Source organism: Rhizobium sp. NFR12 (assembly GCF_900108545.1).
Classification (GTDB): Bacteria; Pseudomonadota; Alphaproteobacteria; order Rhizobiales; family Rhizobiaceae; genus Neorhizobium; species Neorhizobium soli.
On sequence record NZ_FNWM01000001.1, the window covers coordinates 583,362 to 599,028 of the forward strand.

Annotated in this window: 14 protein-coding genes and 1 tRNA gene; 9 read left to right on the forward strand and 6 right to left on the reverse strand. The window is 61.2% G+C overall.

Annotation, left to right across the window (positions count from 1 at the left end; translation table 11 throughout):
* Positions 1-43: 43 nt before the first annotated feature.
* On the reverse strand, positions 44-1,069 hold the full coding sequence (locus tag BLW69_RS02715; RefSeq protein WP_062461015.1) for a sugar ABC transporter substrate-binding protein: 1,026 nt from the start codon (positions 1,067-1,069) through the stop codon (positions 44-46).
* A 243-nt stretch (positions 1,070-1,312) separates the two neighbouring features.
* Between BLW69_RS02715 and BLW69_RS02720 the strand changes: the two genes are divergently transcribed.
* From BLW69_RS02720 to BLW69_RS02735, 4 genes are all read left to right on the forward strand, one after another.
* Positions 1,313-2,536, forward strand: a complete 1,224-nt coding sequence (locus BLW69_RS02720; RefSeq protein WP_062461012.1) for an ROK family transcriptional regulator — start codon at positions 1,313-1,315, stop codon at positions 2,534-2,536.
* Positions 2,537-2,673: 137 nt separating this feature from the next.
* The gene (locus tag BLW69_RS02725) at positions 2,674-4,479 is read left to right on the forward strand and encodes an ABC transporter ATP-binding protein/permease (RefSeq protein WP_092659786.1); all 1,806 of its coding nucleotides are present in this window, start codon (positions 2,674-2,676) and stop codon (positions 4,477-4,479) included.
* The gene (locus BLW69_RS02730; RefSeq protein WP_092659788.1) at positions 4,472-5,179 is read left to right on the forward strand and encodes a DUF1003 domain-containing protein; all 708 of its coding nucleotides are present in this window, start codon (positions 4,472-4,474) and stop codon (positions 5,177-5,179) included. Before BLW69_RS02725 ends, BLW69_RS02730 begins: the two co-directional genes overlap by 8 nt.
* 83 nt (positions 5,180-5,262) lie before the next feature.
* Positions 5,263-5,517 (forward strand): type II toxin-antitoxin system ParD family antitoxin, encoded by a 255-nt coding sequence (locus BLW69_RS02735; protein WP_092659790.1) that lies wholly within the window; start codon positions 5,263-5,265, stop codon positions 5,515-5,517.
* Between the two features lie 140 nt (positions 5,518-5,657).
* Here the strand turns inward: BLW69_RS02735 and BLW69_RS02740 are convergent, their stop codons facing one another.
* From BLW69_RS02740 to BLW69_RS02750, 3 genes are all read right to left on the reverse strand, one after another.
* A complete protein-coding gene (locus tag BLW69_RS02740; protein ID WP_062461885.1) occupies positions 5,658-6,500 on the reverse strand; it encodes a DMT family transporter in 843 nt (280 codons plus the stop codon).
* 171 nt (positions 6,501-6,671) lie between these two features.
* Positions 6,672-7,412 (reverse strand): pentapeptide repeat-containing protein, encoded by a 741-nt coding sequence (locus BLW69_RS02745; protein WP_139283772.1) that lies wholly within the window; start codon positions 7,410-7,412, stop codon positions 6,672-6,674.
* A 51-nt stretch (positions 7,413-7,463) separates the two neighbouring features.
* Complete coding sequence (locus BLW69_RS02750; protein WP_092659794.1) at positions 7,464-9,533, reverse strand: ATP-dependent helicase; 2,070 nt, start codon at positions 9,531-9,533, stop codon at positions 7,464-7,466.
* 156 nt (positions 9,534-9,689) lie between these two features.
* On the opposite strand from BLW69_RS02750, the gene BLW69_RS02755 reads away from it, so the two are divergent.
* The 4 genes from BLW69_RS02755 (at position 9,690) to BLW69_RS02770 (ending at position 13,688) form a co-directional block, all read left to right on the forward strand.
* A complete protein-coding gene (locus BLW69_RS02755) occupies positions 9,690-10,703 on the forward strand; it encodes an iron ABC transporter substrate-binding protein (RefSeq protein WP_092659796.1) in 1,014 nt (337 codons plus the stop codon).
* A gap of 72 nt (positions 10,704-10,775) precedes the next feature.
* Entirely contained in the window at positions 10,776-12,356 is a 1,581-nt protein-coding gene (locus tag BLW69_RS02760) for an ABC transporter permease (RefSeq protein ID WP_092659798.1), read from the forward strand.
* Positions 12,353-13,414, forward strand: a complete 1,062-nt coding sequence (locus tag BLW69_RS02765) for an ABC transporter ATP-binding protein (RefSeq protein ID WP_092659800.1) — start codon at positions 12,353-12,355, stop codon at positions 13,412-13,414. The genes BLW69_RS02760 and BLW69_RS02765 overlap by 4 nt, the downstream gene beginning before the upstream one ends.
* 100 nt (positions 13,415-13,514) lie before the next feature.
* On the forward strand, positions 13,515-13,688 hold the full coding sequence (locus BLW69_RS02770) for a DUF1328 domain-containing protein (RefSeq protein WP_082471987.1): 174 nt from the start codon (positions 13,515-13,517) through the stop codon (positions 13,686-13,688).
* A gap of 314 nt (positions 13,689-14,002) precedes the next feature.
* Here BLW69_RS02770 and BLW69_RS02775 read toward each other — a convergent pair.
* Positions 14,003-14,077: transfer RNA gene (locus tag BLW69_RS02775), tRNA-Val, on the reverse strand.
* A 97-nt stretch (positions 14,078-14,174) separates the two neighbouring features.
* The gene (gene cpdR1, locus BLW69_RS02780; RefSeq protein WP_062460988.1) at positions 14,175-14,537 is read right to left on the reverse strand and encodes a response regulator CpdR1; all 363 of its coding nucleotides are present in this window, start codon (positions 14,535-14,537) and stop codon (positions 14,175-14,177) included.
* Positions 14,538-14,717: 180 nt separating this feature from the next.
* On the opposite strand from cpdR1, the gene BLW69_RS02785 reads away from it, so the two are divergent.
* Positions 14,718-15,605, forward strand: coding sequence for an N-formylglutamate amidohydrolase (locus BLW69_RS02785; RefSeq protein ID WP_092659802.1), 888 nt, complete (start codon positions 14,718-14,720; stop codon positions 15,603-15,605).
* Positions 15,606-15,667 lie beyond the last annotated feature (62 nt).

Here is a 15,667-nt window from a genome sequence, read left to right on the forward strand (position 1 = left end):
TGCGGGGAGGGTAGTGGTTTGATCTTTCAAATGCAGGTGGGGATCAGCCCCAGCACTTGTTCAGACCTTCCTTGGTGTCGATCGACTTGATCGCGGGAACCGGCTTGTCGGTCACGAGCGTCACGCCTGTGTCGAAGAAATCCTTGCCGGCAGTCGGCTTCGGCTTTTCACCGGTATCGGCGAACTTCTTGATCGCCTCGATGCCGAGCGACGCCATCTGCAGCGGATACTGCTGCGAGGTTGCACCGATGACACCGCCGGCAACGTTCTTGACGCCTGGGCAGCCGCCGTCGACGGAGACCAGAAGCACGTCCTTCTCGCGACCGACGGCCTTCAGCGCTTCATAGGCGCCGGCTGCTGCCGGTTCGTTGATCGTGTGAACGACGTTGATGGTCGGATCCTTCTGGAGAAGGTTTTCCATCGCGGTGCGACCGCCTTCTTCATTGCCGTTGGTCACGTCATGGCCGACGATGCGCGGATCGTCTTCGTCGCCGATCTTGTTCGGATCCTTCGGATCGATGCCGAAACCGATCATGAAGCCCTGGTCGCGCAGGATGTCGACGGAAGGCTGCGACGGGGTAAGGTCGAGGAAGGCCACCTTGGCTTCCTTGGCCTTGTCGCCGAGCGTTTCCTTGGCCCACTGGCCAATCAGCTTGCCGGCCAGAAGGTTGTCGGTCGCAAACGTCATGTCGGCCGCATTGATCGGCTCCAGCGGCGTGTCGAGCGCGATGATCAGCATGCCGGCGTCGCGGGCCTTCTTGAGGTTCGGCACGATGCCCTTGGTGTCGGACGCGGTGATCAGAATACCTTTGGCGCCATCGGCGATGCAGGTTTCGATCGCGGCAACCTGGCTTTCGGAATCGCCATCGATCTTGCCGGCATAGGATTTCAGCGTGACGCCGAGTTCCTTGGCTTTCGCAGTCGCACCGTCCTTCATCTTCACGAAGAACGGATTGGTATCTGTCTTGGTGATGAGGCAGGCGGAGACGCCGGCTGCGTGCGCCGGAGCGGAAAACGCAACGCCGAGGACAAGCGCCGCAAAGGCGCCAGAAAGCACAGTCTTTTTCATGATATCTCCTCCCGAGAGATCTTTTCCCCAAGCCTGGGGCGATTGATGCAAATGTTCAGAAACACCGGGTGCCATCGAATTCGACGAGCGCCGTCTCCAAGCCTCCCATGTCCTCTGCAGCCCGGATTAAGACCAGTTTTCCATGAGCTGTCAATAATTAATTCCGATTGAATTATTTATCCACGGTGGCATATTCGGCGTGCGTGGAGCGACGATCCACGGCGAGTTTCGGGAGGAGTTCCAATGTCGATCGCGGGAAGTACCGCGACAGGGTCGATGCCGCTCGGCAGTTTTTCGGGCGGATCGAACCAGGTTCGCGTGCGTGCCTATAACGAGAGGCTGGTCCTTTCGCTTGTTCGCATGCACGGCGAAATGTCGAAGGCGGACATTACCCGCGCCAGCGGACTGTCGGCGCAGACTGTGTCGGTGATCATGCGATCGCTCGAAAAGGACGGGCTTCTGCTGCGCGGCGAACCGATCCGCGGCCGGGTGGGGCAGCCGTCGGTCCCGATGCGGCTCAATCCCGATGCCGTGTTTTCCTTCGGGGTGAAAATCGGCCGGCGCAGCGCCGATCTGGTGCTGATGGATTTCGTCGGGCAGATCCGGATGCATCATCACGAAACCTACGCCTACCCAGTGCCGCAGAAGATCATCGAGATCATCGGCAAGGGGATCGGCAGGCTCGAGGGCCAGCTCAGCATGGTCGAGCGTGAGCGGATCGCCGGCATCGGGATCTCGGCGCCGTTCGAACTGTGGAACTGGGCAGACGAGGTCGGCGCGCCTGCGGGCGCGATGGACCTCTGGCGCGATTTCGACCTGCAGCAGGAGGTCTCCGCCTCGACCAAGCATGCCGTCTACCTGCAGAACGACGCGACCAGCGCCTGCGGTGCGGAGCTGGTGTTCGGGATCGGTCCGTCCTATCCGGACTTCGTCTATTTCTTCATCGGGTCATTTATCGGCGGCGGCATCGTTCTGAACTCCGCGGTGTTTTCCGGCCGTACCGGGACGGCAGGCGCCGTCGCGCCACTTCCGGTGCGCGGCAGGGACGGTTCAACCCGGCAGTTGCTCGACGTCGCTTCAATTTTCGTTCTCGAGAACATGCTGAAGGAAAAGGGGATCGATCCGGAGCCGCTCTGGTATTCGGCCGACGAATGGATCGATTTCGGCGCGCCGCTCGATCTGTGGATCGGCGAGACGGCGGCAGCGCTTGCCCAGGCCATCATTGCCAGCGCCTCGATCATCGATTTCGGGGCTGCCGTGATCGATGGCGGCTTTCCGTCATGGGTGCGCAAGCGGATCGTCACCGAGACGATCGAGGCCGTCAAGCGGCTGGACCTGCAAGGTGTCATCATCCCCGATATCATCGAGGGCAAGGTCGGCAGCCACGCCCGCGCCATCGGCGGCGCCAGCCTGCCGATCTTTGCGAAATACCTCACCGATCCGAGTGTGCTGTTCAAGGCGATGTGACGAGCGGACGTCCGCATTCGATCGTGCGACGCTCGACGCTGTTTCCGGTCAGCCGTGAACGGCACGCCTTTCTCGCACCTTCGCAATTCCCTTGTGGTAGTTAGGACTCGACACAGACAGGCAGGAGCCGGCGGCAGATGGTGAATTCGCAAGATAAGGCGGAGCCCTATGAACTTCCTCTGTCTGGCCAGCTCAAAATGATGACAGGGGCGTTCTGGGCGTCCCCGGTGCGCAATCCCGTTCTCGCGCTCACGGCCGCGCTGCTCTGCGTCATCTTTGCGACCACCTACGCCACCTATCGGCTGAACGAGTGGAACGGACCGTTCTACGATGCCTTGGCGCGGCGCGACATGCCCGAATTCCTCCACCAGCTTGTGGTGTTCGGAGTCCTCGCCTCGCTCCTGACACTGCTCAACGTCATCCAGCAATGGCTGAACCAGATCGCTGCGATGCGGATGCGAGAAGGGCTGGCCCGCGATCTCGCCGATGTCTGGCTGACGCCGGGGCGGGCCCTGAAGCTTGCCGGTGCCGGCGCGATCGCCGACAATCCGGACCAGAGACTGCATGAGGACACCCGCATCCTGGCCGAAAACACGACGTCACTGTCGATCGGTCTCGTCAATTCGACCATTCTTCTTGCAAGTTTCATCGGCGTGCTATGGGCGATCTCGACCGATTTCGGCCTGCAGATCGGCGGTCGCACCATCGTCATTCCCGGCTATATGCTGTGGGCGACGATTCTCTACGCCCTTTTCGGATCCGTCATGAGCAACGTTGTCGGCAGCCGGCTGGCGCGGCTGAATGCGCAGCGCTATGCCCGCGAGGCTGATCTGCGCGCGACCCTTGTCCGGGCGAACGAGAACATGAAGCCGATCACGCTTGCGCGTGGCGAGGAAAGCGAGCTTTTCCGCGTTCACGCCGCAATCGATGGCGTGCTCGGCATGCTGCGCAAGCTTGCCTGGGCGCTCACCAACCTCACCTGGGTGTCGGCCGGTTTCGGTTGGCTGGCGTTGGTGGCGCCGATCATCATTGCCTCGCCGATGTATTTTTCCGGCAATCTTTCGTTCGGCGGTCTGATGATGGCGGTCGGCGCCTTCAACCAGGTCAACCAGGCGCTGCGCTGGTATGTGGCGAATTTCAGCGTCATCGCCGACTGGCGGGCGACGCTCGGCCGTGTCTCCTCGTTCCGCAATGCCCTGGTTTCGATGGATACGCCGGCGATGGAAGGCTCCGTCCTCACCTACCGGAAAAGCGATGGGGAGGACGTGCTGTCCGTCACCGACCTTGCGGTCTTCGGCGAACCCGACAAGGGTGGGGACGGCCATGGCATCAGGGTCGCGGAAGGCGCCTTCACCATCCGACCCGGCGAGCGCGTGCTGATCAACGGCAATCCGGGGACAGACCGGCATCTTCTGTTCCAGGCACTGTCCGGTATCTGGCCCTGGGGCAAGGGCGAGATCCGACTGCCGGCCGCAGATCGGATGATCATGATGCCGCAGGAAGGTTATCTGCCGACCGCATCACTGCGCGAGGTCATGACCTATCCGGCGACTGGGCCTGCTGGCATGCGCGATGGCATTCCCGACATGACCGACGCGGCGCTGGCGCAAGCGTTGGAGAAAGTCGGTCTGCATCGGCTCGTCGATAAACTCGACGAGGTGGAGCGATGGGACCGGCTGCTTGACAAGGACGAGGAAGTGGCGCTGCAGATCGCCAATGCCGTGCTTCGAAAGCCGGACTGGCTGATCATGGACGACGTTCTGGAGGGTCTCGAACCGGAGACGCAGGCGCTGTTGCTCGACGTGCTGGCCGGGCTTACCGGCTCGACACTCCTCTATATCGGCCGCTCCGACGTGTTTTCGGACAGATTTTCACCAAAGGTATTTCATCTGGCGCCGCTCCTGGCTGTCGATACGAAGAACGAGGCTTCAGACAATGGGTAAGCATGCTTCTCAAACGACCGGGAGAACCGGGCAATGCCTGATCTGCGGTCGCACGTTTGCGGTATCGAAGCTTCACAAGGCGGGCACTCTCAGGCCGCATCTCTTCGAGATGATCGCGGAGGAGGTAAAGACCTGTAGCGCCGACAGTCTGATCTGCGACGAGGATCTGGCGCGCTTCAGGCGGCGCTACGTGGAGGCACTGCTGGAAGAGGAGCGGGGCGAGATCACCGAGCTCGACGCCCGCGTGCTCGACAGTTTCGAAAAGGGAACGCTCACGGTTCAGGCGGGCGCGCCCGCCGCAATCGACCAGGCGGAAACGTTCGGGGAAAGGGTCGCCGACAGGGTCGCCGCCTTCGGAGGCTCCTGGACCTTCATCCTGTCCTTTTTAGCCGTGCTGGTTTTGTGGATGGCGCTCAACGTGGTTGGTTTGTCCGCCGATCCGTTCGACCCCTATCCGTTCATCCTGCTCAATCTCGTCCTGTCCTCGCTTGCCGCCCTGCAGGCACCCGTCATCATGATGAGCCAGAGGCGGCAGGAGGACAAGGACCGGCTGCGCAGCGAAAACGACTACATGGTCAACCTTCGAGCCGAACTCGAAATCCGCCAGCTGCATGAAAAGATCGATCACCAGATGGCCAAGCAGTGGGAACGGCTCGCGGAACTGCAGCAGATCCAGATCGAGTTGCTGGAGAAACGATGATCAGTCGGCGTGAGGGATGAGAGGGGACACGCTTTACGTGGATCTCGGAGATTGATAATTTCGAGGAAACAAGCGTGGATCTTATGCCTTCCAGTTATGAACTCGGCCCCCATTACGAAAGCTTCGTGCGCAGGCTGGTGGAAAGCGGACGCTATGCAAGCGAAAGCGAAGTCATGCGCGATAGCCTTCGCCTGCTCGAAGAGATGGAGGAGTATGGCAAGGCCGGCTTCGACGCACTGAAGGCGGATATACGCACCGGGATCGAGAGTGGGCCGGGCATTCCGGCGGATGACGTCTTCGATCGGCTTGAAGCCAGATATGGCGGACGCCGCTCCTGATGCGCGACCGGGCTTCGTTGCATCCACTTCAAACGGTACGTGATGTTCTACACCGTGTCCCAGGATGGTGTGAGAATTGAGCGCATCCTGCACGGCGCGCGATATCCCCGCAGCATTCAAGGAACAAGACTAAACCGATCTCACGGCGGCGTCTGTTGGATTCTTCCGGCGTTCGGGCGTCGCAGGTTGAAGAGGTTGCCGGCGAGGATGAGGATTGCGCCGGCGGCGGTCAGGCCGTCGATGGCTTCGGCGTAGAGAAGGTAGCCGATGAGGGCCGAGGCCGGCACGCGGAGATAATCCATCGGCATCGCCACCGTCGCATCGGCATAAGACAGCGCCTTTGCCATGCAGTAATGCGCGAATGTCCCGGTGAACGCGATCAGGAAGATCCACGGCCAGATCCCCGCGGACGGCCAGGTCCATACCCGGAGCGCCGGGATCAGCCCGATGATCGACTGGATGATCAGCATCCAGAAGATGATCTTGGTGGCGCTGTCGGTGCGCGTCAGGAGCTTGGTGGTGATGAAGGAGATGGCGAAGAAGAAGGCAGCGCCCAGCACGATCAGGTGGCCGGGGTTGAGCGGGGCGGCGCCTGGCCGCAGGATCAGAAGCACGCCGGCGAGCCCGAAGCCGATCGCCGCACCCTTGCGCCATGTCAGCTTCTCCCCGAGGAAAGCCGCTGCCATCAGCGCCGCCCAGATCGGGGCGGTGAATTCGATGGCGATGACCTGCGCGAGCGGGATCAGCGTCAGGCCCATCAGCCAGGCGAACTGGCCGATATAGTGGGCGACGTTGCGGCCGATATGGGCCGGCAGGATGGTGGTCCGCATGGCTTTGAAGCCGCCCTCGCGAAACACCAGCGGCAAAAGCATGAAGAAGGCGATGATCGAGCGCATTTCCATCACCTGGAAGACGTCGATCTCGCGGGTGATGATCCGGCCGGAAATCGCCATCAGCAGCAGCAGGCTGATCGACGTCAGCATCCACGCTGCAGCCTTCTTCGTCGACGGGGCCGGCTGGGCTGACGACGTCGCCCGCGAGGCCCTTGCCGATTGATTGCTGTCCACTTCAGTCTCCTTCGACGCAGAACGGTCGCTCTAATGCTTTTTCGGTTTGAAAGGAAAGCCTTTCCGCCCACCGGTTGTGTCTGCTGCTTATCCCGACGTCAGAATTCCCATCGAGCGGAGCAGGTTTTCGTGCTGGTCGCGGCTGACAGTCATGCCCTTGAACGACGCCATGGCTGCAAGATCCATCTCGTCGAAGGTCGCCTGCGAGAGGTTGGCGAAATCAAGCGTCGCGCCGGTGAAATCGATATTGTTGAGGCTCGATCCCATCAGGCTGACGCGGCTGAGATTGCTGTCGACAAACGAGCAGTCTCTGAGATCGCAGCTCTCGAACCGGCTCTCTTCGTAGCTTGAGGCCGCAAACACCGCGTATTGCAGCTTGCAACGCTGTAAGACGACGCCGCCAAACATCATGCGCTTGCTGATCTTGCGATGAACCTCGGCGTCGAACTGCAGACCGACGGCCGACGAATCGGTGATCTCGAGCAGGAAGGCCCCGCATTTGATCATGCGGTTGTTGGAAAGGTTGCATCCCTTAAACTTCGCTTCGTTGAGGTCGCAGTAATTCCACGCAGATCCTGCCTGCGTTTCGCGATCGACGAAGATGCAGTTGAAAAACTCGGCCTCCTTGAAGGAGCAGTTGGAAAAGCTGCAGCCGATGAATTCACATTCTCTGATCTTCGCGCCATCGAAGACGCAATCGTTGAACCGGCAATCTGCGAATCTCGATTCGGCCGTGATGAAATCGGTCAGGTCTTCGGATGCAAATCGGAGGCCGATGACGGGTACCTTCATCGAGAATGCGGCTTCCAGCGACGATTTCTCCACCACGCAATCTCCAATGTCAGGCAGCGGCCTATACGTTCGCGCAACTTGTGGCGGTCAGCGCCACATGCCGCGCATTCTTGCGGTTACGTCGATGCGGATCTGGTGGCGGGCCTGGCGTTCGGCTTCGGTCATCTGCGCCACCACTGGCCAGGCGGTGCTTTCGAAGAACTGCAGGAGCGTCGCCGGGATGAAGCGGGAGCGTGAGGCGTAGACGTGCCTGTCGCCTTGGGAATGCTGGCCGTGGGTAAAGAAACGCTGCGGCGTGATCAGGTGAAGGTGATCCTTCGCGCGCGTCATCGCCACGTAGAGCAGCCGCCGTTCCTCCTCGATTTCGGCTGTCGTGCCGGTGCCGAGATCGGAGGGAATGCAGCCGTCGACACAGTTAAGCAGGAAAACCGAGCGCCATTCCTGGCCCTTGGCGGAATGGATGGTCGAAAGGATCAGGTAATCCTCGTCCAGCAGCGGAACGCCGGCCTGATCGCTCGTCGCATCCGGCGGATCGAGCGTCAGTTCGGTGAGGAAGCGTTCGCGCGACGCGTAGCCCGAGGCGATCTGCTCCAGTTGCAGAAGGTCGGCCTTGCGGGTGTCGGCATCTTCGTGGATGCGGCTAAGATGCGGCTCGTACCATTGGCGGGCGAGACCGATTTCGGAAGGCCAGCCTTCGCTTTTCCTGACGGCGCCAAGCATCTCGACAAAGGCCGGCCAGTCTTCGCCGGACCTTGGAGGCGAGGGGATTTCCTGGAGTGCTGCCAGCGGTTCCGGATCGGCTGCGATCGCATCGAGGATCTTTGCCGCCGTTTGCGGGCCGATACCCGGAATGAGCTGCAGAAGCCTGAACCCCGCAACCCGGTCACGCGGGTTCTGGGCAAAGCGCAGAGCCGCCAGCATGTCCTTCACATGGGCGCTATCGAGGAATTTCAGGCCGCCGAACTTGACGAAGGGAATGTTGCGGCGCGTGAGTTCCACTTCCAGCGGACCGGAATGGTGCGAGGCGCGAAACAGCACGGCCTGCTGCTTCAGCAACATGCCGGTTTCGCGGTTCTCGAGGATTTTTTCCACGATATAGCTCGCCTGTTCAGTCTCGTCCTTGACGGTGACCAGACGCGGTCTCTCCTCCGACTGCCGGTCGGTCCACAGGTTTTTCGTGAACCGCTCGCGGGCAAGTTCGATGACGCCATTGGCGGCTGCCAGAATGGTGGTGGTCGAGCGGTAGTTGCGGTCGAGCGTGACGATGTTGGCCGGCGGGTCGAAGGTCGCGGGAAAATCGAGGATGTTGCGGATCGTGGCGGCGCGGAACGAATAGATCGACTGGGCGTCGTCGCCCACCACTGTCAGCCCGCGGCCGCCGGGCTTCATCGCCATCAGGATCGAGGCTTGCAGCCGGTTCGTGTCCTGGTATTCGTCGACCATGACGTGATCGAACCGTTCGCCGACATCCTGCGCAATCAGCGGCTCGCTCATCATCTGCGCCCAGTAGAGCAGAAGATCGTCGTAATCGAGAACGTTCTGCGCCTGCTTGGCGTCCACATAGGAGGCGAACAGGTCGCGCAGCTGCGGTTCCCAGGCAAGGCACCATGGGAAGGAGGTCTTCAGCACCTCGTCCAGCGGCGTCTCGGAATTGACGGCGCGCGAATAGATCGCAAGGCAGGTGCCCTTGGTCGGAAACCGGCTCTCCGTCTTGGAGAAGCCGAGCTCGTGGCGAACGAGGTTCATCAGGTCGGCGGAATCCTCACGGTCGTGGATGGTGAATTCCTGGTCGAGGCCGATCTGTTCGGCATAGATCCGCAACAGCCTTGCGCCGATGCCGTGAAACGTGCCGGCCCAGGCGAGCGCATCGGTCATGACGCCGGACTTCGCCCCCATCACTTCGCGGCAGATGCGCTGGACGCGGCGGCCCATTTCGGAGGCCGCACGGCGGGAAAACGTCATTAGCAGCAGGCGGCGAGGATCGGCGCCCGACACAATCAGGTGGGCGACGCGATGGGCAAGCGTGTTGGTCTTGCCGGAGCCTGCGCCTGCAATGACCAGAAGCGGTCCGGCAGCGCCGCCATCCGGCACGTCCGAACCATGCTCGACCGCGCGGCGCTGGGCCTCGTTCAATTTTTCCAGATAAGCAACCGACATTCAGTTTCCGCGGCTTGTTCTTGATGTGTTCGTTTCAGCTCTACCTGATTCGCCGGCATTTGCCGCAATCGGTCTCCATCCCCGTTCGATTCTTAAACTTGACTACAGGTCGGCTTTGGCTATCGATGCGATGACGCTTATAAATTGGAGGCAAACTTGAAAATTCTGTCTGCTCTTTCGGCCGGAGCTTCGCTCGCCGTTTCGCTACTCGCTCTGTCCATGCCGGCCAACGCGCAGGTCGCCGACAGCCTGACGATCTACAATGCCCAGCACGAGGGCCTGACCAAGGAATGGGTCGAGGCCTTCAAGGAAGAGACCGGCATCGTCATTACGGTGCGCAACGGATCCGACCTCGAAATGGCAAACCAGATTGTGCAGGAAGGCGCCAACTCGCCGGCCGACCTGTTTCTGACGGAAAATTCGCCGGCCATGGCGCTTGTCGATGGCAAGGGGCTGTTTGAGCCTGTCGACAAGGCAACGCTCGATCTCGTTCCCGAGCAGTTCCGCCCGGCCAACGGTCACTGGACCGGAATTGCCGCGCGCTCCACCGTGTTTGCCTATGACAAGACCAAGCTCACCGAGGACAAGCTGCCGAAATCGATGCTCGATCTCGCCAAGCCCGAATGGAAGGGCCGTTGGGCCGCATCTCCGTCGGGTGCCGATTTCCAGGCGATCGTCGGCGCGTTTCTGCAGCTGAAGGGTGAGCCGGAAACCGCTGCCTGGCTGAAGGGCATGAAAGAGAACTTCACTGCCGTGCGTGGCAATTCCACCGCCATGAAGGCCGTCAATGCGGGCCAGTTCGAAGGCGCGCTGATCTATCACTACTACTATTTCGGCGATCAGGCGAAGACCGGCGAAAACAGCAAGAACGTTGCGCTGCATTACTTCAAGAACCAGGATCCGGGCGCCTTCGTGTCGATCTCCGGCGGCGGCATTCTGGCCTCTTCCAAGCACAAGGAGCAGGCGCAGGCATTTCTGAAATGGCTTGCCGGCAAGGGCGGCCAGAAGATTCTGCGTGACGGCACCTCGTTCGAATACGCCGTCGGCAAGGACGAGGCTTCCAACAAGGCGCTCGTTCCGATTGCCGACCTTCAGGCGCCGAAGGTCGAGCCCTCGAGCCTCAACAATGCCAAGGTCACCGACATGATGACAGCCGCCGGCATTCTCTAAACACCATCGAATCCTGTTGCGCACGGACATCGCAGGGCGTACCTGCGATGTCTCTTCTTTCTTGAGCACGCGATGACGTTTACCACCGAGAGCATGGTTGCCAGCCGGCCGCGCCGGAAGCCTGCGGGGAAACCCCTTGCCGGATCGTCTTGGACGCTGGCAATCGCCGTTGCGATTGCCGCCCTGACGCTGACGCCGCTCGGGTTCGTGTTCTGGGCAACGGTTGCGACCGGCTGGGAAACGGCATCGCAGCTGATCTTCCGTTCCCGTGTCGGCGACCTCCTGTTCAATACCGTTGCGCTGATCGTCTTCACGGTGCCGGTCGCGACGGTTCTTGCAACAGCGCTTGCATGGCTGACGGAGCGCACCGACCTGCCGGGTGCAAAGCTATGGGCCTGGCTTGCCATCGTGCCGCTCGCCATTCCCGCTTTCGTGCAGTCCTATGCCTGGATCGGTATGTGGCCGCGGCTGAACGGGCTTGGAGCGGGCGTCGCGATCTCGGTCGTGACCTACTTTCCCTTCGTCTACCTTCCCGTGTCGGCGGCCCTTCGGCTGATCGATCCGGCACTGGAGGATCAGGCGGCCTCTCTCGGTCTTTCGCCCGCTGCTGTCATGCGGCGTGTTGTGTTGCCGCAACTCAGACTGTCACTGTGTGGCGGGGCGCTGCTGATCAGCCTGCATCTCCTGTCGGAATACGGGCTCTATGCGATGATCCGGTTCGACACATTCACGACGGCAATTCTTGACCAGTTCCAGTCCACCTACAACGGCGTTGCAGCGCATATGCTGGCGCTGGTGCTGGTGGCCTGCTGCTTCGTGCTGATCGGCGTCGATGCCGCTGTGCGGGGCCGCCGTCGCTATGCCCGGCTGGGCTCGGGCGTTGCCCGCCATCCGGTGCGCGCCTCGCTTGGCGTCTGGCGATATCCCTGCCTGCTGCTGCCGGTCGTGACTACTGCGGTTTCGCTTGGCGTGCCGGTGCTGACGCTCGGGCGCTGGCTGATCGCCGGTGGTGCTGATATCTGGCAACTCAGCGAGATCGGGTTGGCGCTTTCCCAGACGCTGACGATCTGCGTGATCGGCGGCGTTGCGACAGCTGCTGCCGCGGTGCCGATCGCCTGGCTTTCGGTGCGCCGCCCGACGCGTTCCAGTCGGTTTCTCGAAGGCTGCTATTATCTCGCAAGCTCGATGCCGGGCGTGGTTGTCGCGCTCGCTCTGGTGACGATCTCGATCCGGGTTATGCTGCCGCTTTACCAGACGGTGGCGACGATCGTCATCGCTTACGTCATCATGTTTCTGCCGCGGGCGCTGGTCAGCCTGCGCGCCAGCATCGCGCAGGTGCCGGCAGAGCTGGAACAGGCGGCCGAAAGTCTCGGACGTTCACCCGCGCGGGCGCTCTGGTCCACCACAGTGCGGCTGGCAGCGCCGGGCGCTGCATCTGCCATGGCGCTTTCCTCGCTCGGCATCATGAACGAGCTGACCGCGACCCAGATGCTGGCGCCCAACGGCACGCGCACGCTTGCCATGGCATTCTGGGCGCTGACCAGCGAGATCGACTATGCGGGAGCCGCACCGTATGCGCTGCTGATGATCCTGTTTTCGCTTCCGCTCACCCTTCTCCTTCACCACCAGTCAAAAAAGATCGCCGGGCGATGACGCTGCTTACCCTTTCCTCCGTTGCCAAGAGCTACGGTTCCGTCGCAGCCGTTGCCGGTGTCGACCTTGCAGCCCAAAGCGGAAGCCGCACGGCCATCGTCGGCCCTTCCGGCTGCGGCAAGACCACGCTTTTGCGGCTGATTGCCGGGTTCGAGGTTCCTGACGCCGGCTCGATCACGCTTGGCGGCGAGATCATGTCCAATGCGGACGCGCATGTTGCTGCCTACCGACGTAATATCGGCATCGTGGCGCAGGACGGCTGCCTGTTTCCGCATCTTTCGGTGCTCGACAATATCGGTTTCGGCATGGACGCGGATCGCGACGCCAAACAGGCAAGGGCTGCGGAACTGATGGAGATGGTCGGGCTTGACGGGGCGATGCTTGCCCGCAAGCCGGATCAGCTTTCCGGCGGCCAGCAGCAGCGCGTGGCGCTGGCAAGGGCGCTTGCCCGCAGGCCGCGGCTGATGCTGCTGGACGAACCCTTCTCGGCGCTCGACATGGGCCTGAGGACCGCCACCCGAAAGGCTGTGGCCGACGTGCTGTCGGCTGCCGGCGTCACCACCATTCTCGTGACCCATGACCAGGCGGAAGCGCTTGCCTTCGCCGATGAGCTGGTCGTGATGCGGGCGGGAAAATTCGCCCAGGTCGGCACGCCGCGCGAGGTCTATCTGAAACCCGTCGACCGGGCGACGGCCATCTTCCTCGGAGAAGCGGTCGTGCTGCCGGCCATGGTGAGCGACGGGATAGCCGACAGTCCGATCGGCCGGCTAGAGGTTGCGGACGTCACCTATCGCGGCCGGGCGCAGATCATGATCCGGCCTGAGCAGTTTACCGTCAGCCGGATCGAATACGCGCCGGACAACGGGGTCTCGGCTGTGGTCAGCGACGTGGTTTTCTGCGGGCCGTCGCTTGATGCGAGGATAACACTCGCCGGAGAAGGTATCGCCGAGGGCGAGATTTCCTTCCGTCTGGATATCCCCGGCCGCGAGCTGCTTGCGTCAGGCGACCGGGTGTCGATCGGCATCTCGGGACGAGTGCATCTGCTTGCCGACGGGTAGTTCACATTTTTGCCGGAATATTTCTTCGCGGCCATCACGGCGCTGGAACCTGGAACCTTTTCTCACGTTGTTCCCGCATCAAATATGAAGGAATAATACCATGCTGAAATGGGCTCTCATCTTTCTCGTCATCTCCGTGATTTCAGGCTTCCTCGGCTTCTCCGGCGTCTCCTCTGCCACCGCGGGCATCGCGAAAATCCTGTTCTTTATCGCTATCGTGATCTTCCTTATCTTCCTGGTTCTGGCACTGACGGCAGGCGCCGTGGTCTTCTAAGAAAGACCCCAAGGATCACAACAGCAAAGCCGCCCTGGAGCTTCCACGGGCGGCTTTTGTTTGCGGTAAATTCGGGAAGTGAAGCGCTATTGAAGCGGCCGGAGCCCCACACGACCCCGGCCGCCTGAGTGCCACTGGCCGAGAGGCCAGCCACAAACTCAGACCCACAAGCTCCCGCATCCGCAAGCCTCGCGCTATTGGTATTGTTACGGATGGAAGAATGGTGGCGGGACGTTATGCGGTCGGTTAACGGCTTGAAACGAAAAAGGCTTCCGGTTTCCCGGAAGCCTTTCGTGCCTTGCGGCTATTCAGGATGGTGGGCGTAACAGGGATTGAACCTGTGACCCCTACGATGTCAACGTAGTGCTCTCCCGCTGAGCTATACGCCCATCCGATGGGCGGCTTAAGACCACAGAAACCGATGTGCCGTCAATAGGCTTTTTCCGGTTTTGTGAAGTCTTTTTGACAGCCGCCGGAAAACCGGGCTTACGCGGCCAGAAGCTTGTTCACTTCGTCCACAAGATCGCGCAGGTGGAAGGGCTTGGAGAGAACCTTTGCATCCTTCGGGGCCTTCGAATCAGAATTCAGAGCGACGGCGGCAAACCCTGTGATGAACATGACCTTGAGATCGGGGTCGAGTTCGGTCGCGCGGCGGGCGAGCTCGATGCCGTCCATCTCGGGCATGACGATGTCGGTCAGGAGCAGCGAGAAAGGCTCTTCGCGGAGCCGGTCGTAGGCGCTGGCGCCGTTGTCGAAGGAAATGACCTTGTAGCCCGCCTTTTCCAACGCTTTCACCAGGAACCGGCGCATGTCGTTGTCATCTTCGGCGAGAAGGATTTTTGGAAGCATCTCGGGGACCGCTATCTGTCTATGAGTCGTGGCTGTATGGCCGTCTACACTCTCAATTGACGGTAAACATCCGTTTAATAAGAGCCGAAGCAGCCTTGGTGGGATTACATAGTATGGACTTCCCGCCGGGCAACTGGCAACATACCTCATCCGACTTGTTCATGACATGGTAAAAACGGAATGGATTTCAACGCCGGCGATCCTGAGCATTTCGAGGTAAGGGAACCCGCCAGGCAAACCATTCCCTTCGTGTACAACTCTCCCCATAGCGGCCGGTGCTACCCGGAAAGCTTTCTTGCCGACAGCAATCTCGACTCGATGTCGATTCGCCGTTCGGCAGATCATTATGTCGACGATCTCTTCGCCGATGCGCCGGAACTTGGCGCGCCCTTGCTGGCCGCCCATTTCCCCAGGGCCTATCTCGACGTCAATCGCGAGCCGTTCGAACTCGATCCGCGTATGTTCGATGGTCCGTTGCCGCCTTACGCCAATATCGGATCGATGCGCGTTGCCGGTGGCCTCGGCACCATTCCGCGCATCGTCGCCGAGAACATGGATATCTACCGGCGCAAGCTTTCGGTGGCGGAGGGCCTGTCCCGGATCGAGGCAATCTACAAGCCATACCATGCCTGCCTGCGCCGGCTGATCGCGGCCACGCATGCCCGGTTCGGCATCTGCGTGCTGATTGATTGTCACTCGATGCCTGGCAATATCCGGCTTTCGGGTTCGAACGTGAAGCCCGACTTCATCATCGGCGATCGCTACGGCACAAGCGCGTCTGCCGAGCTTTCGCGCGCAGCGCTCAGCTTCCTGAGCGAGATGGGTTTTGCCGCCGTGCGCAACAAGCCCTATGCTGGCGGCTTCATCACCGAACACTACGGCCGGCCCGTGCGCGGCCTGCACGCGCTGCAGATCGAGATCAACCGCGGGCTTTACGTGGATGAGGGGACGCTTTCGAAGCGGCCGGAATTCGATGCGATCGCCGCCGCACTCTCGCTCTTCATGCGCCAGATGGCCGACTTCGTCGCTGATTTCTCGGCCGGCGATACCGCGCTCGCCGCGGAATAGTATCCCCGCATCAGGCTGACTTCGATCGCCGAGGTAGCCGACTCCCTGACAGAACGCATTCG

What these genes read in the sequence shown, in the direction of transcription:
- BLW69_RS02730 (WP_092659788.1), top strand. Translation starts at nt 4,472, where the DNA reads ATGGGTAAGCATGCTTCTCAAACGACCGGGAGAACCGGGCAATGCCTG.
- BLW69_RS02770 (WP_082471987.1), top strand. Translation starts at nt 13,515, where the DNA reads ATGCTGAAATGGGCTCTCATCTTTCTCGTCATCTCCGTGATTTCAGGC.
- BLW69_RS02785 (WP_092659802.1), top strand. Translation starts at nt 14,718, where the DNA reads ATGGATTTCAACGCCGGCGATCCTGAGCATTTCGAGGTAAGGGAACCC.
- BLW69_RS02735 (WP_092659790.1), top strand. Translation starts at nt 5,263, where the DNA reads ATGCCTTCCAGTTATGAACTCGGCCCCCATTACGAAAGCTTCGTGCGC.
- cpdR1 (WP_062460988.1), bottom strand. Translation starts at nt 14,537, where the DNA reads ATGCTTCCAAAAATCCTTCTCGCCGAAGATGACAACGACATGCGCCGG.
- BLW69_RS02725 (WP_092659786.1), top strand. Translation starts at nt 2,674, where the DNA reads ATGGTGAATTCGCAAGATAAGGCGGAGCCCTATGAACTTCCTCTGTCT.
- BLW69_RS02720 (WP_062461012.1), top strand. Translation starts at nt 1,313, where the DNA reads ATGTCGATCGCGGGAAGTACCGCGACAGGGTCGATGCCGCTCGGCAGT.
- BLW69_RS02750 (WP_092659794.1), bottom strand. Translation starts at nt 9,533, where the DNA reads ATGTCGGTTGCTTATCTGGAAAAATTGAACGAGGCCCAGCGCCGCGCG.
- BLW69_RS02715 (WP_062461015.1), bottom strand. Translation starts at nt 1,069, where the DNA reads ATGAAAAAGACTGTGCTTTCTGGCGCCTTTGCGGCGCTTGTCCTCGGC.
- BLW69_RS02760 (WP_092659798.1), top strand. Translation starts at nt 10,776, where the DNA reads ATGACGTTTACCACCGAGAGCATGGTTGCCAGCCGGCCGCGCCGGAAG.
- BLW69_RS02765 (WP_092659800.1), top strand. Translation starts at nt 12,353, where the DNA reads ATGACGCTGCTTACCCTTTCCTCCGTTGCCAAGAGCTACGGTTCCGTC.
- BLW69_RS02740 (WP_062461885.1), bottom strand. Translation starts at nt 6,500, where the DNA reads ATGCTGACGTCGATCAGCCTGCTGCTGCTGATGGCGATTTCCGGCCGG.